Raw genomic sequence first — 25,549 nt, 5'->3', positions numbered from 1 at the left:
GAATCCTGCAATATTTTTGTTCTCATTTAAATTAAAAACGATAAATTACATTTATAAATCAATTTTTGTAACTATAAGGAGATGGAGGGCAAAGATAGTAAAAGTACCAGCAATAAGCCAGTCGAGAAAGCGAATATAAAGAGGATTTTTCTTGAGAATTTTGGTAAGTTTATGCGCTGTAAAAACGATAGAAATTGTAATGGGAAAAGAAATAGGAATATAAGACAGTCCTAAAAAGAGTAGCTTTTGTGTTGCCATAGGATCATCCGCATTGATAAATTGTGGTAAGAATGTCGCATTAAAGAGTATAACTTTAGGATTTAAAAGATTGATTCCAATACCAGCAAGATAGTTACGTTTAGCGCTTTGAGATCTAGAAGATGTCTGTTCGAAGGAAAAAGTTGGATTTCTTCGTAACGCTTGAAAAGAAAACCATAAGAGATAAAAGGCGCCAGCAATTTTTAGAAGAATAAAAGTGTGTGGCGCAGCAAAAATAAGCGCTGATAAGCCAAGTGCTACAGCGGTAACCTGAATGGCAAACCCTGTTGCACTACCCAAGGCGCACATAATTCCAGCTTTTTTGCTTTGTGTAATGGTTCGTCCTACAGAAAGCATCATATCAGGTCCTGGAATAAGTGCTAAAATCAACGATGCTAAAGCAAATTGTACAACAATAGACCACTCCGGTAGAAATGACACGTAAATCTCCTTTTATTTTTAAGCAGTATTCATTATTTACACTCTAAAGCGTTTTTATTTACGTTTTTTGCGTCTTTTTAATGTTGCTTAAAGAGAATTTATTTTTATATTTGTTGCATTGTTTTGATTTCTAGGTAGAGATAAAAGAGCAGCTCATACAGAACTTTGAAATGAAGAAGTGGCAAAATATTAGAAAAGTTGTTTTGGCTTATTCAGGGGGATTGGATACGTCAATTATTCTCAAATGGTTGCAAAGTACGCTAGGCGTTGAAGTTGTAACTTTTACAGCGGATTTGGGGCAGGGGGAAGAGCTAGAATTTGCTCGTCGTAAAGCTGAAATGTTAGGTGTTAAAGAAATCTATATTGAAGATTTGCGCGAAGAATTTGTGCGTGATTTTGTTTTTCCGATGTTTCGAGCCAATACCGTTTATGAGGGAACTTATCTTTTAGGAACATCAATTGCACGCCCACTTATTTCAAAACGCCTTATTGAAATTGCTAAGGAAACAGGAGCAGATGCAATTGCTCATGGGGCAACGGGCAAAGGCAATGATCAGGTACGCTTTGAGCTTTCCGCTTATGCTCTTAACCCTGATATAAAGATTATTGCTCCATGGCGTGATTGGGATTTTAAGAGTCGGACAGATCTGTTTGAATTTGCTCGTATACATCAAATTCCTGTAGAAAAGGATAAGCAAGGCGAAGCACCTTTTTCAGTGGATGCAAATTTATTGCATTCTTCATCAGAAGGAAAGATTTTAGAAGATCCAGCACTTCCTGCTCCTGAATATGTCCATATGCGTACTCTTTCGGTGGAAGATGCTCCAGATCAAGCAACCAGAATCACTCTTGGCTTTAAAAAAGGTGATGCTGTTTCAATCAATGGAAAAAATTTATCTCCTGCAACTTTACTTGCAGAATTAAATCATTATGGGCGCGATAATGGTATTGGTCGGTTAGATTTGGTAGAAAATCGCTTTGTGGGTATGAAATCGCGGGGTATTTATGAAACACCAGGGGGGACCATTCTTTTAACGGCTCACAGAGCTATAGAATCTTTAACGCTAGATCGTGGTGCAGCTCATTTGAAAGATGAATTGATGCCACGTTATGCAGAACTCATTTATTATGGATTTTGGTTTTCGCCGGAACGTAAGATGCTGCAGGCAGCTATTGATTTATCTCAAGAACATGTTGAAGGTGAAGTCACGTTAAAACTCTATAAAGGAAACGTGATTGTTGAAGGGCGCCAAAGTAAAAAATCACTTTATTCGAGTGAGTTGGTAACTTTCGAGGATGATCAAGGTACTTACGATCAAAGAGATGCAACTGGTTTTATTAAATTAAATGCTTTACGTTTGCGTACATTAGCAATGCGTCATCAAGGTGACAAAAAAAAGAAATAGAAAATTACAGTGACAAGTGTAAAGTAGGGGGAGTGCTTTTGTATGGAATGCCTAACTTAAGCATTTTTATCTGTTGGTTTTTGCAGTCCTTTCATTCAATGTTAGAGGCTTCGCTTTTGTACTAAATCAGTATAATAAGCAAAATTCATGATAATAATAGCAATGAAGGCTCTGATAATCAAAACAAGTCAATTTTGCTTTATAATATTGAATGTTTTTGATTTTTATCAGAACAAAATATGTTTATAGCGAGGGCGGTTTTTGTATTGTGACTTAAGAGTATAAAGAAATTTTCATCTTTTTGCTTGCTATTATTGACGAATAAATTCAAGAACCATACACCCTATTTTGAAAGAGTGTAATTTTTAGGACAAATAATGATGCGTGATCAGTGTGATACCCTTAACCTTACGCCTGAATTAAAAGATGCGGCTTCTCAATCGAGAACTTGGCCATTTGAAGAAGCACGTAAGATTATCAAACGGTATGAAAAGACGGGTTATCCAGACAGTGTGATATTTGAAACAGGTTATGGACCTTCTGGTTTACCGCATATTGGTACTTTTGGGGAAGTTGCACGTACAACCATGGTGCGTCATGCATTTCATATTCTTACGGAGAATAAAGTAAAAACAAAATTACTTTGTTTTTCTGATGATATGGATGGTTTGCGCAAGGTTCCTGAGAATGTTCCTGATCGCGAGAGGATGGAACATTATCTTGGTCAACCGCTGAGCCGTGTACCCGACCCTTTTGGAGATGACTATCCTTCTTTTGGGGCAGCAAATAATGCGCGGCTACGGGCTTTCCTTGATCGTTTTGGTTTTGATTATGAATTTGCAAGTGCTACGGATTATTACAATTCTGGTCGTTTTGATGAAACACTTTTGAAAATCCTTGCCTGTTATGACAAGGTTATGGCAATTATTTTACCAACATTGGGTGCAGAACGGCAAGCGACCTATTCGCTCTTTTTACCAATTTCTCCCTTTTCTGGAAAAGTATTACAGGTACCGATGATTGAGCGTAATGTTGAAAAAGGTACAGTTACTTATATCGAACCAGAAACAGGAGAAACCATAGAAACAGAGGTTACGGGGGGCAAGGTTAAATGTCAGTGGAAGGTGGATTGGGCAATGCGTTGGACAGCGCTTGGCATTGATTATGAAATGGCAGGAAAAGACCTTATCGATTCCACAAATCTTTCTTCCAAAATTTGTAAAGTATTAGGAGGGAAGTCTCCAGAAGGATTCAACTATGAGCTCTTTTTAGATGAGAAAGGGCAGAAAATTTCCAAATCCAAGGGAAATGGCTTAACCATTGATGAATGGCTTACTTATGCCCCAACAGAGAGTTTAGGGCTTTATATGTTTTCAAAGCCTAAAACAGCAAAAAGGCTTTATTTTGATGTCATTCCTAAAGCGGTTGATGAATACTATGCGCATCTTTCAGCCTATGGTCGCCAAGAATGGAAAGAGCGGCTGAATAATCCTGTATGGCATATTCATAATGGTTGCCCTCCGCAAGTTGATTTGCCTGTTTCCTTTGCGATGCTTTTAAATTTGGTAAGTGCTTCAAATGCGGAGAATGCAGAAGTTCTTTGGGGTTTTATTTCTCGTTACGCTAAAGGAGCAAATGCACAAACTTATCCAGAACTTGATCAATTAGTGAAGTTTGCCATTAAATATTTTGATGTTTTTGTTAAACCAAACAAAAAATTCCGGCTCCCTGATGATAGCGAACGAGCAACATTAGCACAAATTGATGAAAAATTAGCTAATTTACCTGAAACTGTTGATGGCAATATGCTACAAAATATGCTTCTTGATGTTGCACGGTTAACGGAACGCTATCAAGATCATAGCAAAAAAAGCCCTGAAGGTGGGCCTGGTGTTTCCAATGTTTTTTTTCAAATGTTGTATGAAGTCCTTCTGGGACAAGAGCGAGGTCCACGATGGGGATCATTTATAGCGCTTTATGGGATTAATGAAATGCGTGCACTGATTGCTGAAGCGCTTGCACGTCCTGTGGAGGAATAATGGAAAAGAGAGTGCAGGAAGTAAAGCGACGCCGTACATTTGCAATTATTGCTCACCCAGATGCTGGGAAAACAACATTGACAGAAAAGCTTTTATTGTTTGGTGGTGCTATTCAACTTGCAGGAGAAGTAAAAGCCAAAAAAGATCGTATTCAAACCCGTTCTGATTGGATGAATATTGAGCGTGATCGTGGTATTTCCGTTGTAACTTCGGTGATGACGTTTGAATATGAAAATCATATTTTTAATCTCCTAGATACTCCAGGACATGAGGACTTTGCGGACGATACCTATCGCACACTCACAGCTGTTGATAGTGCTGTCATGGTTTTGGATGCGGCACGGGGAATTGAGCCTAGAACATTAAAATTGTTTGAAGTGTGTCGGATGCGGGATATTCCTATTGTTACGTTTATCAATAAAATGGATCGTGAGGCACGTGATCCTATAGAGCTTTTAGATGAAATTGAAGAAAAGCTTGCTCTTGATACTGCGCCTATAACATGGCCAATTGGTACGGGTAAAGATTTTGTTGGTACCTATGACCTTCATCATAATCGTTTTCGTCAAAAAGATGATGAGATAACACAGCGGATAGTTTCAAATCCCAGAGAGGTTGTCCATTTACTTCCTGAATATCAACGTTCCACTTTTATTGAAGGGGTAGAACTCGCTCAAAGTGTTTGCAAGAATTTTGATTTTCAAGCTTTCCGTGAAGGTCATATGACTCCGGTTTATTTTGGTTCAGCTTTGCGAAATTTTGGTGTTCGTGATTTGATCAATGCGCTTATTGATTTTGGTCAAAGTCCTCGTGACCAAAGTGCAGATCAGCGCAATGTCATAGCCATGGAACCTAAAATGACGGGATTTGTTTTTAAAATTCAAGCAAATATGGATCCTAATCATCGTGATCGTATTGCATTTTTTCGGGTATGTTCGGGAACACTTGAACGTGGTATGAAGACAAAGTTGGTTCGAACAGGAAAACCAATGACACTTTCGGCTCCACAATTTTTCTTTGCGCGTTCACGCCAAATTGCTGATCAAGCCTATGCTGGTGATATCGTAGGGATTCCTAATCATGGAACATTGCGTATTGGTGATACTTTGACTGAAGGAGAAGATATCCTCTTTAAGGGAGTACCAAATTTTGCACCAGAGATTTTGCGTCGTGTTTGTTTGGGCGATCCAATGAAAGCAAAAAAGCTCAAAGAAGCTTTGCAACAAATGGCTGAAGAAGGGGTTGTACAATTGTTTATTCCTGATGATGGGTCGCCTTCTCTCATTGGTGTTATTGGTGCTTTGCAAATTGATGTTTTAAAAGAACGATTAAAAATAGAATATTCTTTGCCAGTGAATTTTGAGTCTGCGCGCTTTAATTTATGTCGTTGGATTTCAGCGCAGAGCAAAGATGAGTTGCAAAAGTTTCTCAGCAATCACCGCTCTGCTATTGCGTATGATTTAGAAGGTGATCCAGTCTTTTTAGCGGAGAATCATTTTTCATTGAATTATGAGGCAGAAAGAGCTCCTAAAATAAAATTTTCTGCTTTTAAAGATTACCAAGTACGCTCTTAAAATAAAGAAAAATCTTTTCTACAATAATTTGATTTATAATGATAATTTATCATTTTTTATATTGGGTTAAAAATCTGAATATTATAAGTTTCTTATATTGAAACAATCAAAATCATTTGTTTGCATGTCATAAGTAGGATTGATGTGTGCGTAAAACACTTGAAGCAAGAAATACAAAGCCTCTTATAAATCTTCTCTATAGCCAAGAGCTTTCAAAATATTGGGTGAGGGTAAAAAAGTGATGATGGTGGTTTGTTGTGTTGTTATGTAACGATGGTGGTGTATGGTGTATCTTATCCCATTCATGGAAGTTTACGTTATAGTATTCATTTATATTATTTATGGGACGACATTACGGGGTAAGCTCAAGTACAATGAAAGATGTCTCTTTAAAAACAAACATATAAAATTGCAACATAATGATATTTGGGGCATTCTATTTTGCGTAAGGGATGTGATTCTAGATAGAGACTTGCACGATAAACTTTTGCAAAACTCTCTTTATCAAAGTAATCTATTTTCGCTGTGAAAGGTGGAAATATTATTATTTTTTTCCAAGCTTTTTATGGGATTCGAAAGTATTATTTATGAAACTGATTTTTTAAATCTAAAATAAAAAATCTGCTGTATAAATATAGCTTTTCAGTTTTTCCTTGTATAAATATTGTATACAGTCAAAATAATACAAATAATCAATAAGCTGAAATTTGTTATCCCAAATATGAGATCATATGACCTATAAACCGCGTGTCTTTTCTATTTCTCCGGGAACTGCTTTTTTGCCTCACTTTGTTGATGCATTACTCTCTGGTAGCCTTATTGATAATTTCGCTTCCAGTGGAGATATTCAAACTGCCCTTGCCGATAGCCTTATTTATGTTCCGACACGTCGTGCTGCTCGCGCTTTGCGTTTAGCCTTTGTTGAAAGAAGTGATACACAGTCAACATTCTTGCCAACCATTCGTGCTCTAGGAGATGTAGATGAAGACAGTTTCCTTTTTTTGGAAAATCATACCAGCGCTCTCGATCCGCCTATTGGAGAAAGCGAACGTCTTTTACTTTTAGCACGCCTTATTCGTCCATGGCGTGAAAATTTACCTGCGCATCTGCGTGCCATGTTTGGCACAGAAGATGTGCTTATTCCGGCTCATAGTGCTGATGCGATTTGGCTTGCGCAAGATTTAGCACACTTGATGGACGAAATTGAAACAGAAGGAGCAGACTGGTCAAAACTTAAAAATATTGCACCTGATATAGTCGCTGAATGGTGGCAAATAACGCTCGATTTCTTGACTATTGTTACGCAAAATTGGCCAAAAATCTTGACAGAAAGACAACGAAGTAATCCCGCTGAATGGCGTAATCAAGCACTCACAATGCATGCAGAGACTTTACGACGTATGCCGCCTGATAAACCGGTCATTGCAGCTGGTGTGTCAGGTTCTATGCCTGCAGTTTCTCATCTTTTAAAGGTTATAGCTTCTTTGCCAAAAGGGGCTGTTGTTCTTCCTGGCCTTGATCTTCATATGGATGAAGAACAATGGAATGCACTAAGCACAAGCCATAAAGAAAAAACAGCTTGTGATTTTTTTGATCCTGCAGAAAATGTTTTTAGCCATCCTCAATATCATTTAAAAAAACTTCTAACTCTCATGGAGTGTCAACGTCATCATGTTTGCGAAATTGGCCAACAAAGTATAACAAAGAAAAGACGAATGGCTCTTTTATCAGAAGCACTCCGACCAGCTTCTACAACAGATAAATGGATACAAATTGTCCGTGATGATTATGAAAATCTTTGTGCAGATTGGTCATTTATTGAAGCTATAAATGAACGTGAAGAAGCTCTCGCTATAGCTATTACCTTACGCAAAGCTATTGAAGAACCCCAAAAAACTGCGGCCCTTATTACAAATGACCGTAATTTAGCACGCCGTGTTGCTGTGGAATTACAGAGATTTGGAATTGAAGCAAATGATTCAGGCGGAATACCACTTGCACAAACATTGCCTGTAACTCTCTTACGGCTTATTTTAGAAAATGTGTTGCAACCCGATGATCCCATTGCTTTTCTTTCTCTTCTTAAACATCCACTGACAACACTCCAACAAAACCGTCATCGTTTACGCGAAGTGGCAGAAAATTTTGAACTTTTTATTCTTCGAGGAAATACAGGGCGCATCAATCTTTGCGAATGTGATCAATTTCTTGAAAAATGGATTGAAACATACTTTCATAATAGTTCTGAAATCAACGCTCTTGATCAGCAGAAATGTGAAGAAGCACGTTTCCTTTGTCATCTTTTGAGGAAAGCTGTTGAACCTTTAACATCTCTTATGAAAAAAGAGAAAGAATGCACCATCAACGAAGCTGCGATAGCAACTGTTGAGGTTTTTGAAAATTTTGGTCGCAATGAGGATAATTCTCTTGCACATCTTTATCAACACGAAGCAGGACAAGCCCTATCAAAATTTTTACGTGAATTGGTCAGTGATCAATCAGGATTAACATTTCATCTTTGCGAATGGCCTGCTATGTTTTCTGCCATAATAGCAACCCGTTCCGTCACACCTTCGCCTGGAGGACATCCACGTTTATTCATCTGGGGTACTTTGGAATCACGTTTGCAAACAGTTGATACAGTGGTCATCGGCGGTCTTAATGAAGGGTCATGGCCGATATCAACCCGAAATGATGCTTTTTTATCGCGACCGATGAAAATGATGTTAACTCTGGAACCACCAGAGCAGCGGATTGGTCTTTCCGCGCATGATTTTCAATGGGCGATGGGAATGGATAAAGTGGTGATGAGTCGCGCATTGCGCGTTAATCATACACCCTCCATTCCTTCTCGCTGGCTACAACGCATGGAAACAGTTGTAGGAAAACAGGTTTGGAAAAAAATCCGTGAACGAGGTGAAATACTACGCCATTGGGCAAAGATGCTTGATCATACAAGCATAACTTCTGAGGTGGAACGTCCTTGCCCTGCTCCACCTCTTGATATACGCCCGCGACATTTTTCAGTCACTGAAATAGAAACATTGCGGTATGATCCTTATGCTATTTATGCTAAAAAAATTTTACGGCTCAAACCACTTAAAGAACTTATTCATGATCCTAGCGCTTCAGAACGTGGAACACTTTATCACGCTATTCTTGCAGCCTTTTGCACACAAATAAAAAATCCAAATGCTGCAAATGCACTCAATGCACTGCTTTCTATTGGACGTAAAGAGTTTGATAAATTCAATTTTCCACCCGACATTGAAGTAATTTGGTGGAATAGTTTTGAAAATCTTGCTCCACGCCTTATTCAATGGGAACAAAGTTTAGGACTGCGAGAGCGATATTCGGAAGTGGTATCACAAAAAATCCCTATAGGAACAACAGGGGTAACCCTTTCAGGACGTGCTGATCGTCTTGATGTTTTGCCAGATAAAACAGTTGAAATTCTAGATTTCAAAACCGGTACCCCTCCTTCATCAAAACAAGTTCGTGAATTATTATTTCCGCAATTGGCTTTAGAAACAGCTTTACTCATACAAGGGGGATTCCCAGATTTTCAAGATTTTACTCCCTCAAATTTATTTTACATTCCCCTTAACAAAAAAGGTGAAATTAAATCCCAATCAATTCTTTTAAAGAAAAAAGACGGAAAAATTCACCTAAGTGCTGTTAATCTTGGTGAAAATGCATGGGAAAACCTTATCGCACTCATAACTTATTATCAAAATCCACAACAAGGCTATCTCTCACATGCTGTCCCCATGTCAAAACGATATGAAGGTGACTACGACCATTTGGCTCGGTTGTGGGAATGGTCAAGTGGTTTTCATAAAGAAGAGTAATCATGACGATTTTTTCTATTCCTGAAGCCGCTCTTGATGCACAAGCAACGGCAACACATCCCCAAAAAAACGTGTGGGTTTCTGCAAATGCTGGATCTGGAAAAACCCATGTTTTAAGTGAACGTGTTATCCGTTTGCTTTTAAACGGTACGCCTCCAGCACGTATTTTATGCCTTACTTATACAAGAGCTGCTGCTGCTGTTATGCAATCACGAATTTTTCGTACGCTTTCCAGTTGGAGTGAACTCGATGATGCGCAGCTGCAGGAAACCTTAACACGGTTTGAAAAAAAACCTGTTAATGCGCAAAAACTAACTTATGCACGACAACTCTTCGCGCGTGCCCTTGAAACGCCTGGTGGCTTAAAAATCCAAACGATTCATGCTTTTTGTGAATCTCTCTTGCATCAATTCATGTTAGAAGCCAATATTGCAGGGCATTTTGAACTTCCCGATGATATCAGTCGAAAAAAATTACTACAAGAATCTCGTCGCCAACTTTTAGCTCGTCGTGATGTACAGCCTGCTTTGCAACAGTTATTTAAAGTTATTAGCGAACATACTTTTAATCAATTGCTCTATGAAGCAACGGAAAATCAACATAAATTATCTGATTTTTTATCTTCTCTTCTATCTGAAAATGGAGAAGAAAAATTGCGTGCACTTTTTAACTTAGCGCCAGATGAAACAAACCAATGTCTATTGGAACAAATTAAACAGACAGCGCGCCTTCCTCTTTATGCTCTTAACCATTGTGAAACCAATGGCAGTCAAAGCTGCAAGGATATGGTGGAAAAACTTTCCCAATTAGAAAAGGTGCATGATGAGACAAATATTCTCAATATTATTTCTGATATTTATTTTACAATAAAAGGTGAGCCACGTAAGTTTTCACATTTATCTCGTAAAAAGTCAGACCAAATTTGGCCCTTTATTCAACAAATGCTTGAAGATAAACAAAACAAGCTTTCTATTCTTTTAGAGAAATATCAATGTGCAAAAGTTGCTACTCTCAATATGGCTGCTTTTCAGTTATGTGCTGTTTATCTCAAAATCTATACGAATCTAAAAAAGGCTAATGGCTTCTTAGACTTTGACGATCTTATTGAGCGTACACTTCATTTATTACAGCGTAAAGGTGCAAGCCAATGGGTGCATTATAAACTTGATCGTGGTCTTGATCACATTCTACTTGATGAAGCACAAGATACTAATCCTGAGCAATGGCAAATTATTCAACTGTTGGCACAAGAGTTTTTCTCAGGTTATAGCCAACGAACAAATATACGGACTCTTTTTGCTGTTGGAGATGAAAAGCAATCTATTTATTCTTTTCAAGGCGCAGCTCCAGAAAATTTTGCTGAAAATGGACGAATCATTCAAAAAAAAGTGCAGCAAACAAATCAGCAATTTGAAAAAATACAACTGCATTACTCTTTTCGTTCTACAGCGGATGTTCTTAAAAGCGTTGATATTGTTTTTGAAACACCAGAAAACTACAAAGGACTTTCGGCAGAAAATACAAAAACGGTGCATGAAGCTATTCGTGTTAACAGTCCTGGTGAAGTTGTTATATGGGATGCTATTTCCCAAGAAACGAGTGAATTTCCCCATGATTGGCATTTAAGCGTTGATCATTTAGATACCCCTGAAGTTCGTTTAGCAGAAAAAATTGCTGAAACTATTGCCAACTGGTTACAAAAAGGTGAAATGCTTCCAGCAAAAGGACGCTTAATACGTGCAAGTGATATTATGATCTTGGTTCGTAAACGTGATCAATTTGTCTCAGCTCTTTCTCGTGCTTTTAAACACCGCAATATTCCCGTAGCAGGGGCTGATCGTTTACAGCTTACCAAACATATTAGTATCCGTGATTTAATGGCGCTTGCGCGTTTTGTTTTGCAGCCACAAGATGATCTTTCTCTTGCTTGTGTTTTAAAAAGCCCCCTTTTTGCTCTTAGTGAAGAGGAACTCTATCAGCTTGCTGCACACCGCACCGGCTCTCTTTGGCAAAGCTTATTTACGCACGCATCATCGCAGGCATCTTTTAAAGATGCTTTTGAAAAGCTAAACCATTATCGCGCTTTAGTGGATAAAATACCGGTTTTCGAGTTTTATAGCCATATTTTGAATAATGATAAGGGAAGACAAAAAATTCTGTCTCGTTTAGGATCTGAAGCAAATGATGTGCTCGATGCTTTTATGGATTATACGCTTACTATTCAAAAAACAGGATTACCAGGATTACAAGCTTTTTTAGAAACATTAAGTGCAAGCGAACCAGAAATTAAACGTGAATTTGAACAAAATAATGAAGAAATCCGCATCATGACTGTTCATGCTGCAAAAGGACTAGAGGCTGCTATTGTGTTTTTAGTTGATCCTGGTAGTGCGATTTGGCATCCTCAGCATGCGCCTCACTTGCTTAAAGTTCCTTTAAACAATGCAAAATGGAACGGAAAACAAGCCTTTATTTGGCGTCCCAATGAAAAGTTTGATACAAAACTCTCTAAACAAGCAATTTCACACTTAAAAGAGCGTGCAGAAGAAGAATATAGGCGCCTTCTTTATGTAGGAATGACACGCGCTGAAGATCGCTTGTTTATTTGTGGATATAAAGGACAGAAAACGCCATCTCATACATGGTTACAACTGGTAAAAAAAGCCCTCGAACCGCATGCTCTTGCTATAAAAGATTCTGCGGAAGATATTGCAGCTTGGCGTTATTGTATTACACCTTCTTCTTCTGCTTCTATAAACCCAAAAGTCCCTTGCGCTGAATGCCAAACCTTACCACCTTTGCCTGCTTTTTTCTCCCATAAAGTACCAGAAGAGCCAGTGCTACCAAAACCGTTAAAACCCTCAGTCGCGAGCCTTGCCATTGAAGCTGATACAGAGCTGTCCTCAAGTCCAAAACAGCTTACCATCTCCCCTGTTTTAGGAGAAACAAACACTAACAGAGCTTTTTCCATTGAATATGGTAATATCGTTCACCGATTATTACAATATTTACCCGATTACCCCCCACAAAAACGTCGAGACTATGCTCGAAACTATCTTAATATCAAAGCCTCTCATTGGTATGAGAGCCAAAGAGAAGATGCTCTTCGCCATGTTTGGAAAATATTAGATCATGTTTACCTCAAGCCCCTTTTTTCTGAGCATTCACGTGCTGAGGTTTCCTTAATGGGTATTGTAAAAATTCGTGGAAAAGAACACGCAATTTCTGGTCAAATTGACCGTCTCTACATCACGCAAAACAGCATCATCTTTGCCGATTTTAAAACAGGAACCCCGCCAGAAAATGAAGCTGCTATTGCTTCCCATCACTGGTTGCAAATGGCTCTTTACCGAAAATTATTACAAGCTATTCATCCTGATAAAGATATCCAAGCTCTGCTTATCTACAGTAAAGAAGCCAAAATTTTTAAGCTTTCTCCAGAAAAACTCGAGGCATTTCTTGGTGAAGTTGCCTTATAAGTTATTCCTTTCCTTCAAAGTATCCTTACACTTTTTTACTTTCATAAAATCGCCCAAACAAACACAATGCACAATCTCTGGTGTAAAAAAGTCCTTTAATAATTTATCTTTGCAATAACTTGATATGAATTGTTATCATACCAATCTATAAAGAGTGAATATAAAGGATAAATCAATGACGTGTATAAAAGTTGATAAGGACAATTTCGAAAGTGAAGTTCTAACCTCTTCCACCCCTGTTGTGGTTGATTTTTGGGCAGAATGGTGTGGCCCTTGCAAAATGATTGCTCCAATTTTGGATGAAATTTCAATGGAAATGCAAAATCAAGTTAAAATTGCTAAGGTAAATATTGATGAAAATCCGGAACTGGCTACCCAATACGGAGTACGTTCTATCCCTACATTATTAATGTTTAAAAATGGAAATATTTCATCGAATATGATTGGCGCTACCTCTAAAGGACGTCTTTCTGAATGGATAAAAGATGGGCTTAGTTAATTCCACATATAATCACTATAAAGGAGAGAATCTTTGTCTCTCCTTTTGATTTTTTAAACATTCTTTTTTGCATTATATTATAATAAAAAGATAATAAAATCAAAATGTTAAATTAATTTAAGAATTCGTACTTTTATGCATGATTCAATTGACTATTTTTTATAAAAAATTGCCCTGTATGAAGAATATAGGCAATTCTTTCCTTATATGCGCGTCAAAAATATTGGGTGAATGATAATTTCATAAAGGTATTTTCTTCTTGAATAAGACTATAGAGATAGACATTGCTTTCAACACATAAAAAGGCAATATGAATCTAGAAATAAGGAGATTTTTGTTTGGAGTTCTTAGCAATCATGAAAGGAGATTTTAAGAAAAAACTTTGCAAATTACTTTTCTGAAGTTCACAATTTTTAAGCAGAAAGAAGCAAGCAATTCACTACAGGTTATATAATGCTCTTCTAAAGGGTTACCACTTCAATTTAAAATTCTCTTACACTATTCTCTAGAATCAAAGGACTTTTTTTGAAGCCTTTACTAAAAGTATGAAAGGCAAAAAACATTCTCTAAAATAAATTGATAAATTCCTATAAATTAACGGATGTCCTTTGCAATTTATGTCATTGTTATATAAAAGAGCCAGTATTTCATCTCATCTTCATAGTTGATACATCCATGAGGGACTTCTTTATGTTGTTCATCATCTCAAATTTCGGTACGTATTGAGGTATTATCAATTAAAAAATGATGATGTTCATGCTCATGTCGATGTTTTTTTAAAATGTACGAATTGCAAAAGACTGTTGCAAACGTTCAATGGCATGTTGTGCTGATCTGAGTGTTACATGACGCCCATGTTCTTTATAGTGTAAGGTGAGTGCAAAAGTGGCGAGCTCTAAAAGAGCTGTATTTCTTTCTGGCCATTCAACAAGTAAAATATTTTTCTCACGAGCTTCATGAAGTCCTAATTCATCAATTTCTTCTGCCATAGAAAGGCGGTAAAGATCAGCATGAATAATTTCAAACTGTGGAAGTTGATAGCTTTGCACAAGAGTAAAAGTAGGGCTTGGAACATCCATAGTGTTATCATTCGCAAGTGTTTGGATGATTGTACGTGCAATAGTTGATTTTCCAGTTCCAAGATCTCCTTGCAGCGTTACAAGATCCCCCGGCTTTAAAGAAAGGGTTAAATGTTGTGCAAAAAGCTTTGTTGCCTCTTCATTTTCAAGAAAAAAACTAAAATTCATTAAGAGTTCCATGAAATGGATGAAAAATTTTTGTTATAATAAAGATTGAAATTAAAAAGTCTTATCTCCTTTGGGAAGTGGGAAAAAACATTTAACTGTTGTTCCTTTTCCAGAACCGGTAAGAATCTCAACATGTCCACCGTGTAGTTCAACGAAACTCTTCACAAGGGAAAGGCCAAGACCCGCTCCTGCACGCCCGCCATGGTGTGAATGAGAAGAAAAACGTTTAAAAATACGATCAAGGACGTCTTCTGGAATATCAGAGCCTTCATTGTGAACGCTAAAGACAATATTATCATCTTGTTCATCGACGCAAAATTCAATAGTGCTCGCCTCCGTTGCAAAATTAATAGCATTACTCAGCACATTCACAAAAATTTGATGCAAGCGTTTTTCGTCAGCAGAAATGGAATTTAAGGAAGGAGAAATTTGTTGTAAAAGCGTAATATGACGTCCATTAAGGCGATCTTCTATACGTGCTACTGCTTGTATCATAGCATCTGCAATATTAACCGATTTTATGTCCAACTCCATAATGCCTGCATCAAGGGTAGCAAGATCAAGAATATCGTTAACAATATTTAAAAGAGTTCCTGATTCTGAATGAATATGCCCAAGATATTCTTGTTGACGTTTATTGATAGAGCCGAAAATTTGATCACGTAAAATATCCGAAAATCCAATAATATTGGTGAGAGGTGTACGCAATTCATAGGAAACATGTTGGACAAATTCATTACGCAAACGATCAGCACTTTCTAATGCTTCATTTCTTTCTTGAAGAGCACGTGCAACATGGACAGTATCTGTAACATTCACAAAAGTAAGCATTGTTTGTCCATCGGGAAGAGGAACCAGAGTATAGTCAATAATCATATCATTTTTAAGATCTATACGACCTGAATATGTTTCACGTTTTTCAGCAAAACCGGTAATGAATTTGGTAAATTGATCCCATTCTTGTCCTAAGGTTAAGGCTGAACAATGGCTTTGTAACTGTGTAATATGGGTCCCTTCTACCAGTAAATTATAAGGAAGAGACCACAATTTCGACAAGGCAGGATTCGATAAACGAAGGCGTCCATCAGTACCAAAAACAACCACGCCTTCGGAAAGTTTATCAAGTGTTTCACCTTGTATTTTAATAAGTGTATTATAACGGCGTTCAAGATCAATTTTTTCTGTAAGGTTTTCGTAAAGCCAAGTGACACCTCCTTGTGGATGAGGGTTCGAGATAACACGCACCGTACGCCCATCTGGAAGATTCCAAATTTGTTGGTTCGATTCTGTTTGTCGATAGGCTTTAAAAAGTTCTTCTTTCCATGCGCGCCAATCGGGGTGTTCAGCAATGAGCCCTTTTTCACGTAGACGTTCAAGAAATAATGTATGGCTTGGTTCACTTTCTAAAAAGGAAGTCTCCAACGGCCATAAAATTTTAAAAGCATGATTACAGAATTTTAATTTTTGGTTTGTATCAAAAATAGCTACAGCTGTTGAAATTTGGTCAAGTGTTTCACAATGGCTTTGAAGAACATAACTTAATTCATGAGCAAGATTTTCATATGCGCTGTCATCACGCGCAAAAGCTGCCATCCCTTCGGCTGTTGTAATACGTGTGAGATGAAAACGATGTCGTTCTCCATCAATAACTGTGTGAACATGTTCTTGAAAAATTGTTTCTGTTTCATCTGTTTTGCGTTGTGTATTTTCATTGAACAGATCCCCCACTTCATCACTGCCTTCACGAAAATCTGTCATTTCTCTAAAGGCGCGATTGATAAAACAAACTTTTCCTTCACAATCTTTTATCCATACGGGCTCTTGAATAAGATCAAGAAGATTACGCTGCATTCTCAGTTCAGTAAGAAGGCGGGCGATATCTTTCTGTAAACGAGCATTTTCACTCTGTTGTTTTGAGATATCTTGAAAACGAGCAATAGCGACTGTTCCTGCGATGACTCCTGTAACTTGCAGCAATACATTGTTTGTGGTGGTGATAGAAAGATCAAAAGGGTGACATTTACAACGTAGTTGAGTCAATGCATAATCAAGTTCTCGCAGAGAATTTTCTTCAACCCAGAGCTCAAAACGCTGAAAATCTTTCTGGTCGATTCCTATTTTTTGCAATGCAGAAAGGGCACCAACGACACGGGGTAAGGTTGTTGGATTTTCCCAAATAAGAAGGAATTGCTCGGTTTCTTCCAGAAGCCATTCATAATATTTAAGTTTTTCAGAAAAATTTGCCTGAATTATCTTCAAAGGCTTCTGTGCAGTTTTTTTTGCACGCATAATAACAGCTAGGCACGTGAGAAGTGAAGCACAAGAAATTCCTCCACACAGCGCTAAAAGCAGCCATGGACCATCTAGTAAAGTGAAGAAAAATGGTAGATAACCTTCCAGTGGCTGAGCAACAGCGCATGTTGGAGAAAAAAAGAAAAAAAGGCAAAATATATACGCATAGATTCGAATCATTTTTTGAGCTTTTTCTTTGGGGTTATAGTCACCAAAGCTGCGCACGACATCTTTCCCTTTTTTAACCCAAGGAAATGTTTAGTAACGGTAATGGTTTGGTTTATAAGGTCCTTGTGGTGTGACTCCAATATAAGCGGCTTGTTCTTCTGATAAAACACTTAATTTTATTCCTAACCGATCAAGATGTAGACGTGCAACTTTTTCATCAAGATGTTTAGGCAAAACAGTGACTTCATTTGTATAGTGTTCTGCACGGGTAAAAAGTTCAATTTGCGCTAAAACTTGATTAGTAAACGAGGCTGACATGACAAAAGAGGGATGCCCAGTCGCATTCCCGAGGTTTAACAAACGCCCTTCAGAGAGCAAAATGATGCGTTTTCCATCGGGAAAGGTGATCATATCAACTTGTGGTTTAATATTTGTCCATGGCAAATTTCTAAGGGCTGCGACTTGGATTTCGTTATCAAAATGACCAATATTTCCAAGAATACACATATCCTTTACTTGTCGCATATGGTCTAAACGAACAACATCTTTATTGCCTGTTGTCGTGATGATAATATCAGCACTGGAAGCAGCATCATCCAAATTAACAACTTCATAGCCATCCATAGCTGCTTGAAGAGCGCAAATAGGATCAATTTCTGTTACTTTAACACGAGCCCCAGCACCAGAAAGAGATGCTGCTGAACCTTTTCCTACGTCACCATAACCACAGACAATGGCAGTTTTACCAGCGATCATCACGTCTGTTCCACGTCGAATACCATCGACCAATGATTCTTTACATCCATATTTATTATCAAACTTTGATTTAGTGACGCTATCATTGACATTAATAGCAGGAAAAGGCAAAAGCCCTTCTTTTTGTAACTGATAAAGACGGTTTACACCTGTTGTGGTTTCTTCGCTTACACCTTTAATTGCTGCACGCTGTCGTGTAAAAAATCCTGGCGTTGCATCCATACGCTTTTGTATTTGTTTGAAAAAAATTTCTTCTTCTTCTGTTTTGGGATGCGATAGGATAGCTTTATTTTGTTCTGCACGACTTCCCATTAAAATATAGTTTGTGGCATCAGCGCCATCATCTAAAATAAGATTGGAAGGATTACCATCTGGCCATTGGAAAATTGCATCTATATAAGTCCAATATTCTTCTAATGTTTCACCCTTAACGGCGAATACAGGAATACCAGTTGCGGCGATAGCTGCTGCTGCATGGTCTTGCGTAGAAAAAATATTGCTAGAGCTCCACCGTATATCGGCGCCAATCGCTTTTAATGTTTCAATTAAAACAGCTGTTTGAATTGTCATGTGCAATGAGCCAGAAATACGTGCTCCGCGCAAAGGTTGATTAGAGGAAAACTCCTTACGACAAGCCATCAAACCAGGCATCTCAGTTTCAGCAATATCAAGTTCTTTACGACCATAAGCGGCAAGTGCAATATCTTTGACAACAAAATCTTGAGCTGCCATTCTTTATTCCTTTAAAATAAGTTTTTCCAAGACGGTAGGAGAAATTAAAAAAAAATGCAAGACAAGAAGAGGACTTCTTTATGTGAAAAAGCTCTTTTAAAATCTCCATAAATTTGTGCAACAAATATGCATTTATGAATCTGAGTAATGATGTTACTGACAGAATAAGAGATCTTCATGATAAGTCTTATTATATAAACAAAACTCTATCCTTTTCACGTAACTTTAAAGCTTTTAAAAATCTCCAGAGAGAATACCTTTTAAATAATAAAAATTGTGCATTGCTTCACAGTTTTTATATCGATTTTTTATGGGATAATATCGAAAGTAGTATACTTGTATTCTACTCGCTTATGCGATTGTTGAAAAAGGAAGTATTACCTTACTTTAATCTCATTATTAAGCTTTCTACCAAAATAATATAATGCAAAGCCATAGGTTATCATATTTATGAATAGGCAATTCAGAATCGGTTCTTTAGGATTCCAATGTTGCATCTGCTCTTGGATAAAGACAGTGTATAAGAAGTGCTTTTCTCCTGTTTTCAACGATTTTTATCAAAATACTATAGGTATACGATTAAACATTTTTTGTGATACTGAATAGAGCATTTAAAACGCAAAAACATTACTCTATTGAGCATTCTGATTTCAGAATCGCTAACAACGAGCTATAAATTATAAATCAAATAATTAACTCAGTTTTGGAAAAATTTATTCTAGACGAATAAGTTTTGCGAAAATTGACCATGTGGACGAAATCGCCAAAGATAACTTGGCAAGAATGCAGCCATTGCTCTGGGGGTAATTCCCACACCTTCTAGAGTATATCCATTCTCTATAGCCTCTTTAGAAACAATGTTATCCATTTGCAAAAAACGTATCTGATTGGCTGTTACGAGTGTTGGTACAAAAGGCAATTTACCGATAGTTCCCAAAATTCCTCCAATCAATAGACCAGCAGAAAGGGGCATGGATAGGATTGTTTTTTTACGGTGAATAATTTTGAGTATATTTTCAAGAGTATTTTGAAAGGTGATAATCTGGGGACCACCAAGATCATAATTTTTTCCCCAAGCAACCTGTCCATCTAAAGCGCGCGCGATAAACTCAGCAACGTCACCAACATACACGGGTTGCAATTTGCTTTGCCCACCCCCAAAAAGAGGCATAATTGGTAAAAAACGTGACAAATCTGCTAAGGTATTAAAGAAACAATCCTCTGGTCCAAAGATAACGGATGGACGGATAATAATTGCTTGAGGATGCTTGTTATGAACGATTTGTTCACCCATAAACTTAACACGTGCATAAAGACATGAAGCATTCTCGTTAGCCACAAGTGCTGACATATAGATGAGTGGAATAGCAGCTTGTGCTGTTAATTCAGCAACATTGTAAGCACCATCAATTTGTGTGTTTTTAAAATTCGATTGATTTGCTTGTTTTAAGCTACCAGGTAAAAACACTGCCGCATCAGCTCCAAGCAACGCGCGTGCAACAGAGGCACGATGCTTGATATCCGTTTTAAGCATTTGGGTTTGTCCTACTTCTCCTATTTGGAGCATGTAATAAGCTTTTTGTGGATAACGAACAGCGATACGAACGCGATATCCCCGCTTAGTCAAAGTTTCAACGACATGTCGTCCTACAAAACCAGATCCGCCAAAAACAGTAATAAGTTTAGGATGTTGATAAAGTGCATAATCAAGTTGCATGATTAAAAAGTCTATCTTTCAAAGCTTTAAAATAATCAATTTCTAGCATGGAGGTGTTTTATTGTCACGTAAAATATCTCCCGCAAGATAAAGGGAACCACTAATAAGGACAATTGCCTCTTTATATTCGGCTCTAATCTTATGCAAAGCATCTTGTAGATGTGCTTGTGGAGTAGCAAAGATTCCTGCTTTTTGCGCTGATTCAGCTAATTTTATTGGAGAGATACTGGCATTATTGTTAATCAGCGGTATCGTATATATTTTATCGACAAGGTTCGCTAAGGAACGAAAATAACCGACAGCATCTTTGGTATTGAGCATGCCAGCAATCATAATAATGGGACGATCTGTTTTTTTTCTCCATTGTGTAAGTTCTGCTGCAATAACTTTTCCAGCAGCAGGATTGTGACCACCGTCTAACCATAAATCAATATTAGGAGACAGTTGATCAACCAAATGTCCTTGGATAAGATGTTGCATCCGTGCGGGCCAATAGATATTTTTCAAAGCGTCATTTATGGTTTGTTCTGAAAGTTGAAAACCTGCTTGACAAACTGCTTCAAGAGATGCGCCAGCATTGGCAACTTGGTGGTCTCCAATAAGGTTAGGAAGTGAAAGATCCATGAGACCTTGATTGTTTTGAAAAACCATACGTCCATGTTCTTTATAACTTTGATAATCTTGATCAAATAGAGAATAAGGTGCTTTATTTTTATCGGCAAGGGGTGTTAAAGTAGCAAGAGTTTCTTCATAATTTTGCTTCCCGATGACTACTGGAACATTTGGTTTGATAATTCCCCCCTTTTGAAAAGCGATTTGAGCAATTGTGTTTCCAAGAAAGTTCTCATGATCATAATCAATGGGCATAATAAGCGATACAGCTGGTTTGTTAATGACATTGGTAGCATCAAAACGCCCTCCCAACCCAACTTCTAAAATGACAACATCAGCTGGATGTGTACTAAACAGCATAAAGGCAGCGGCTGTAAAAATTTCAAAAATAGTAATCGGCTCTTGACGATTTACTTTTATAATTTCACGGATTGTCTCAGCCAATTGGTTTTCTGTAACAAGTTGACCACCCCCTTTTTGACCTAACCGGCAGCGTTCATTCCAGTTGACGAGATGAGGTGAGCTATAGACATGAACGCAGTATCCTGCACTTTCTAAAAGAGCACGGCAAATCGCTGAGGCAGATCCTTTGCCATTTGTTCCAGCGATGTGAATAATAGGGGCAAGTTTTAAATGTGGATTACCAAGACGCTCTAAAAGGTGAATAATACGCTCTAAAGAAAGATCAAATTTTTTCGGATAATTTTTTAGTAAATCATCCACCACCCTTTGTATCTGGTTTTGTTGCATAAATTTAAGCTGCTTTTGTTGTAGAAAGCGATGTTTGAGAGTCTGTTGGGGATGGATCGGAAGGGTTAAAAACAGCAGGGCGTTTCATCATCAAACGTAAAAGACGCGCAATTGTTGTTTTCATTTCTAAACGTGATACAACCATATCAATCATACCATGTTCGAGCAGATATTCACTACTTTGAAAACCTTCTGGTAGGGTTTCGCGTATAGTTTGTTGAATCACACGTGGACCAGCAAAACCAATCATAGCGCCAGGTTCAGCAATGTGAATATCACCAAGCATGGCGTAAGAAGCAGTAACACCACCGGTGGTTGGATTAGTCAGCACAACAATATAGGGAAGTTTTGCTTCTTTCAACATTTCAATCGCTACGGTTGTACGAGGCATTTGCATCAACGAGAGTGTTCCTTCTTGCATGCGTGCGCCACCAGAAGCAGAAAAAAGAACTAACGGGCGCCTTTCGGCAATGGCAGTATCAAAAGCTTTAATAATAGCTTCTCCTGAAGCCATACCGAGTGATCCACCCATAAAGGCGAAATCTTGAACGGTTACAATGATTGGTAAGCCTTCAATCGTACCACGTGCACTTAAAATATTATCATCAACACCAAGTTTAGAACGATAATCTTTTAACCGGTCAATATAGCGTTTTTCGTCACGAAATTTTAAAGGATCTGTTACAACTTTTGGATTTTCAAGAGCTGTATAAACACCATCATCAAAAAAATGCATGAGACGATTTTTAGCGCTGATACGCATATGATGGCCAGAATTGGGAGCTACAAATTGATTAGCTTCCAGATCTTTATGGAAGATCATTTCACCACTGGTAGGATCTTTAATCCATAGATTTTCTGGAATTTCACGGCGCCCCAATATAGAGTTAATTTTAGGACGAACATAATTTGTAATCCAGTTCATCTTTATAACCTTCCTTTAAATATTACACATCTTTCGCATGATTTGAAAGAATATGAACCTAAGCAGTCACATTTGCTTTACCGGTGGAACAAAGGAGTCCATTTAATACTTTTATCAGTGTACGTATAGCTTGTTTTTTTAATTTTTAATTTTCCAATATCATAACAATCATATCTATGAAGAGTATACCCTATAAAAAATTTGTCGTAAGTTTAAGAACTTACATGTTTTTATTTTTTATTTTGGTATTAAAATTCACTTCTTGCGATGGTTAACAAACCCCTTATTTTTTAATAAAAATGAATATCCAATTAATCATTTGTATCAACGGCTTTGAAGAAAAGAAACCTTATAATATAAGGCGTTAATAAGGCTAAAATAATCCATTTAAGATAATGTATACGATAACACCATATTAGCGAAACGCTAACATCAGAGCAAGATTTTTTTCAAAAGGTTTCTTTAAAGCGCGCGCTTTTCACAATTAAAATAGAATACCCTCAAAAATGCTATTATATTACTCATTCATGTGCTTGTTTTACAAAGACATTTTTCAATAATCTCCAAAACTCTCTTATGACGGTTTTCAGAAGAGCATATACTCTCCATGAATGGTATAAAATACATTATGCTCTTCATTTTTACTGAAATAGAAGGTACAAATCGATACCATCATACTCTTTTCCATTTTTAATGTGACGATAATGTTTGCATTGAGAGGATTCATAAAAGATATTTCACGCCTTTTTGAAAGTACCTTTATCCACACACCACCTCCGTTTATGACATATTAACAAACGATTTCAATTGATCCAATATGAATAGGATTAAAATGAGAAAGCCTCATGATATTTAAGTTTTTCACTCATGTTGTGAAACGATAAATTATCATTATAAATCAATACATTACTTTAATAAAAGATAAAGCATAAAATTTTATATTATGCTTTCTTTGGCTGGCAAGTTTTATTAGCCTTAAAGTCAAGTAACATTATTTTTGTGTAATGCGTACCATGGTCTTTTGGGAAAGCATTTTGTGTAAATATGTCATAAAGGCGGCTGCAAAAAGCGGTGTTGCTAAATTAAGAATTGGAATCGAAACAAAAAGCGCTATCAATAATCCTGCACCAAAAACCGTTGTATAATGAGTATGTAAAAAAGCACGTGCGTCTTGCTCTGTTCGAAAACGATAAGCAGCAAACAAGAAATATTCATGACCAAGCAAATAACCATTAATAACATAAAAAGCGATTAAATTAATACCTGGTATGAAGAATAAAATAAAAGCAATTCCATTACCAAGAAGGCTTAAAATAACAAATTTAAAGGAAATGATAAGAGAACGCTGAAATGGCAAAGCTTGTCCAATAGGCTCGTTTGGATAATCCTCTTTTTCAATGATTTCAGCAACAGAGTCAATGAAAAAACCACCAATCATAGCTGCGATTGGTGCAATCAAAAAAGCCAACAAAAGAGCCAAACCAAGATTAAAAATGATAAGCATGCTAAAACCAATCCATCCCGCCCAACTAGGGAGTCCAGGAAGAAACTGAGCAATCCAGGGCCAAAAGTAAGACACAAAAAGTTGGTGCACACATAACCATAAAATGGCGAGAATGAAAAAAGTAATCCCCAATGCTTTCAGTATCATAATACTATATTGCGAGGTCAGAAGACGTTGTAAAGCACGATAGGCAGCAGTAAAAATCATAAATTAATAAACTAAGGAAAGAAGCAAAAAAAACAAGAAATATATTTAAAGAATGTACGGTGTAGTTTTTTCTTTTTTGAATTACAAGATTTCTTTTCAAGAACATTATAAAAACGGCTAAGGCTTCTTTGTTTAAAATAAAGTTTGAATAGATAGAAATTTTGATTTTTAAAAATCAAGAAGAATTTAAAAAGCAGCTGTTGTAGAAGAAATTTTTAATATTTTTGTACAGAGTGTAGGTTATTGCGTTTATATGATAGAAGTGGAAAAAAATAAGCTTAGGCGATTGACCGTCCATATCCCATGGAAGGGTAATTTCTTGAGAAGAAGCAAAGAGTGGGAGACACCACTGATGATTAAAAATGATGAGATTTTGAATTTTAAAAGCTATAAGTGCAATGAAGTAAGAATTCATTGAAGCACTTTTCATACAAGTGGTGCACTGTATCAAATAATTTTTAGATAATAACACCACTAATTTATGAAGAGAATTGATCATTTTCAACTTGAATAAGAATCCAAAATATAGAAATATTCTTTAATTTCAAAGCCTTTATTCAACATCAAAAAATTATTTACTTGCACATTATAGGCGAGACCAATGTATGGATACAAAGCTTTCGATAAAGGACTAAAAATGCTTCTCATGAAACATCACAATGTGAGGATATCATGGATCAAATTCTAGTCTTTGTGGTCTTGGTATGCTGGAGAGAGGACACACACATTTAATTTTAAAGACCGATCTCTGAGGAAAATAATAAAGGCGTCAGTTTCATAAACTTATAGACAGTGGTGCAATGAATTTTGTTTACATTCTTTATGAGCGTCAGTGTGAGATATGCTTCAAATTGCATTGAGATGTTATAATACATTGATTTATACATTATTTTTCATAGTGAATAAGAGCCCCAAGTAAAGTTGTCATATTTTCTTATTAGCTGCTCTCATCATGAAACAATCAAAAGCATTTATTTGCACATCATAAATAGGACTAATATGGGGATAAAAACATTGAAGAAAGAAAATGCTTTTATAAACTCTATCCAGTGCAAGAGCTTTCTCAAAATTGATGGTAGGCAAAGTAAATAA

14 protein-coding genes are annotated in these 25,549 nt (G+C 37.0%); 6 read left to right on the top strand and 8 right to left on the bottom strand.

The window, feature by feature from the left end; translation table 11 throughout:
- Window positions 1–51: 51 nt before the first annotated feature.
- A complete protein-coding gene (locus ACFIJQ_RS00680) occupies window positions 52–699 on the bottom strand; it encodes a LysE family translocator (protein WP_273787533.1) in 648 nt (215 codons plus the stop codon).
- A 170-nt stretch (window positions 700–869) separates the two neighbouring features.
- On the opposite strand from ACFIJQ_RS00680, the gene ACFIJQ_RS00675 reads away from it, so the two are divergent.
- The 6 genes from ACFIJQ_RS00675 (at window position 870) to trxA (ending at window position 13,547) form a co-directional block, all read left to right on the top strand.
- On the top strand, window positions 870–2,105 hold the full coding sequence (locus ACFIJQ_RS00675; RefSeq protein ID WP_375628025.1) for an argininosuccinate synthase: 1,236 nt from the start codon (window positions 870–872) through the stop codon (window positions 2,103–2,105).
- A 377-nt stretch (window positions 2,106–2,482) separates the two neighbouring features.
- On the top strand, window positions 2,483–4,144 hold the full coding sequence (locus ACFIJQ_RS00670; protein ID WP_375628023.1) for a lysine--tRNA ligase: 1,662 nt from the start codon (window positions 2,483–2,485) through the stop codon (window positions 4,142–4,144).
- Entirely contained in the window at window positions 4,144–5,718 is a 1,575-nt protein-coding gene (locus ACFIJQ_RS00665) for a peptide chain release factor 3 (RefSeq protein ID WP_375628022.1), read from the top strand. Before ACFIJQ_RS00670 ends, ACFIJQ_RS00665 begins: the two co-directional genes overlap by 1 nt.
- A 731-nt stretch (window positions 5,719–6,449) precedes the next feature.
- Window positions 6,450–9,569: a double-strand break repair protein AddB gene (gene addB, locus ACFIJQ_RS00660; RefSeq protein WP_375628020.1), complete on the top strand. Its 3,120-nt coding sequence runs from the start codon at window positions 6,450–6,452 to the stop codon at window positions 9,567–9,569.
- Between the two features lie 2 nt (window positions 9,570–9,571).
- The gene (gene addA, locus ACFIJQ_RS00655) at window positions 9,572–13,048 is read left to right on the top strand and encodes a double-strand break repair helicase AddA (protein ID WP_375628018.1); all 3,477 of its coding nucleotides are present in this window, start codon (window positions 9,572–9,574) and stop codon (window positions 13,046–13,048) included.
- A gap of 175 nt (window positions 13,049–13,223) precedes the next feature.
- The gene (gene trxA, locus ACFIJQ_RS00650; RefSeq protein WP_273787527.1) at window positions 13,224–13,547 is read left to right on the top strand and encodes a thioredoxin; all 324 of its coding nucleotides are present in this window, start codon (window positions 13,224–13,226) and stop codon (window positions 13,545–13,547) included.
- Between the two features lie 776 nt (window positions 13,548–14,323).
- On the opposite strand, the gene tsaE is transcribed toward trxA, so the two are convergent.
- The 7 genes from tsaE to ACFIJQ_RS00615 all read right to left on the bottom strand — a co-directional run bounded on the left by tsaE (window position 14,324) and on the right by ACFIJQ_RS00615 (window position 24,457).
- Window positions 14,324–14,794, bottom strand: coding sequence for a tRNA (adenosine(37)-N6)-threonylcarbamoyltransferase complex ATPase subunit type 1 TsaE (tsaE, locus tag ACFIJQ_RS00645; protein WP_273787526.1), 471 nt, complete (start codon window positions 14,792–14,794; stop codon window positions 14,324–14,326).
- A gap of 51 nt (window positions 14,795–14,845) precedes the next feature.
- On the bottom strand, window positions 14,846–17,311 hold the full coding sequence (locus ACFIJQ_RS00640) for a PAS-domain containing protein (protein ID WP_375628015.1): 2,466 nt from the start codon (window positions 17,309–17,311) through the stop codon (window positions 14,846–14,848).
- 33 nt (window positions 17,312–17,344) lie between these two features.
- A complete protein-coding gene (gene ahcY / locus ACFIJQ_RS00635; protein ID WP_375628013.1) occupies window positions 17,345–18,742 on the bottom strand; it encodes an adenosylhomocysteinase in 1,398 nt (465 codons plus the stop codon).
- A 718-nt stretch (window positions 18,743–19,460) separates the two neighbouring features.
- Window positions 19,461–20,459, bottom strand: coding sequence for a complex I NDUFA9 subunit family protein (locus ACFIJQ_RS00630; protein WP_273787523.1), 999 nt, complete (start codon window positions 20,457–20,459; stop codon window positions 19,461–19,463).
- A gap of 42 nt (window positions 20,460–20,501) precedes the next feature.
- Window positions 20,502–21,821 (bottom strand): bifunctional folylpolyglutamate synthase/dihydrofolate synthase, encoded by a 1,320-nt coding sequence (locus ACFIJQ_RS00625; RefSeq protein ID WP_375628011.1) that lies wholly within the window; start codon window positions 21,819–21,821, stop codon window positions 20,502–20,504.
- A 4-nt stretch (window positions 21,822–21,825) separates the two neighbouring features.
- The gene (accD, locus tag ACFIJQ_RS00620) at window positions 21,826–22,746 is read right to left on the bottom strand and encodes an acetyl-CoA carboxylase, carboxyltransferase subunit beta (RefSeq protein ID WP_375628009.1); all 921 of its coding nucleotides are present in this window, start codon (window positions 22,744–22,746) and stop codon (window positions 21,826–21,828) included.
- Between the two features lie 991 nt (window positions 22,747–23,737).
- Window positions 23,738–24,457: a sulfate transporter family protein gene (locus ACFIJQ_RS00615; RefSeq protein WP_273787521.1), complete on the bottom strand. Its 720-nt coding sequence runs from the start codon at window positions 24,455–24,457 to the stop codon at window positions 23,738–23,740.
- Between the last annotated feature and the right edge of the window lie 1,092 nt (window positions 24,458–25,549).

Origin of the sequence: Bartonella sp. TT67HLJMS (assembly GCF_042193375.1) — a bacterium.
Lineage (GTDB): Bacteria > Pseudomonadota > Alphaproteobacteria > Rhizobiales > Rhizobiaceae > Bartonella > Bartonella grahamii.
This window is presented reverse-complemented; position numbering and strand designations above follow the sequence as displayed.

Coding starts and splice junctions, on each gene's coding strand:
- ACFIJQ_RS00675 (WP_375628025.1), top strand. CDS start 870: ATGAAGAAGTGGCAAAATATTAGAAAAGTTGTTTTGGCTTATTCAGGG.
- ACFIJQ_RS00665 (WP_375628022.1), top strand. CDS start 4,144: ATGGAAAAGAGAGTGCAGGAAGTAAAGCGACGCCGTACATTTGCAATT.
- ACFIJQ_RS00670 (WP_375628023.1), top strand. CDS start 2,483: ATGATGCGTGATCAGTGTGATACCCTTAACCTTACGCCTGAATTAAAA.
- addA (WP_375628018.1), top strand. CDS start 9,572: ATGACGATTTTTTCTATTCCTGAAGCCGCTCTTGATGCACAAGCAACG.
- accD (WP_375628009.1), bottom strand. CDS start 22,746: ATGAACTGGATTACAAATTATGTTCGTCCTAAAATTAACTCTATATTG.
- addB (WP_375628020.1), top strand. CDS start 6,450: ATGACCTATAAACCGCGTGTCTTTTCTATTTCTCCGGGAACTGCTTTT.
- trxA (WP_273787527.1), top strand. CDS start 13,224: ATGACGTGTATAAAAGTTGATAAGGACAATTTCGAAAGTGAAGTTCTA.
- ACFIJQ_RS00630 (WP_273787523.1), bottom strand. CDS start 20,459: ATGCAACTTGATTATGCACTTTATCAACATCCTAAACTTATTACTGTT.
- ahcY (WP_375628013.1), bottom strand. CDS start 18,742: ATGGCAGCTCAAGATTTTGTTGTCAAAGATATTGCACTTGCCGCTTAT.
- ACFIJQ_RS00625 (WP_375628011.1), bottom strand. CDS start 21,821: ATGCAACAAAACCAGATACAAAGGGTGGTGGATGATTTACTAAAAAAT.
- tsaE (WP_273787526.1), bottom strand. CDS start 14,794: ATGAATTTTAGTTTTTTTCTTGAAAATGAAGAGGCAACAAAGCTTTTT.
- ACFIJQ_RS00615 (WP_273787521.1), bottom strand. CDS start 24,457: ATGATTTTTACTGCTGCCTATCGTGCTTTACAACGTCTTCTGACCTCG.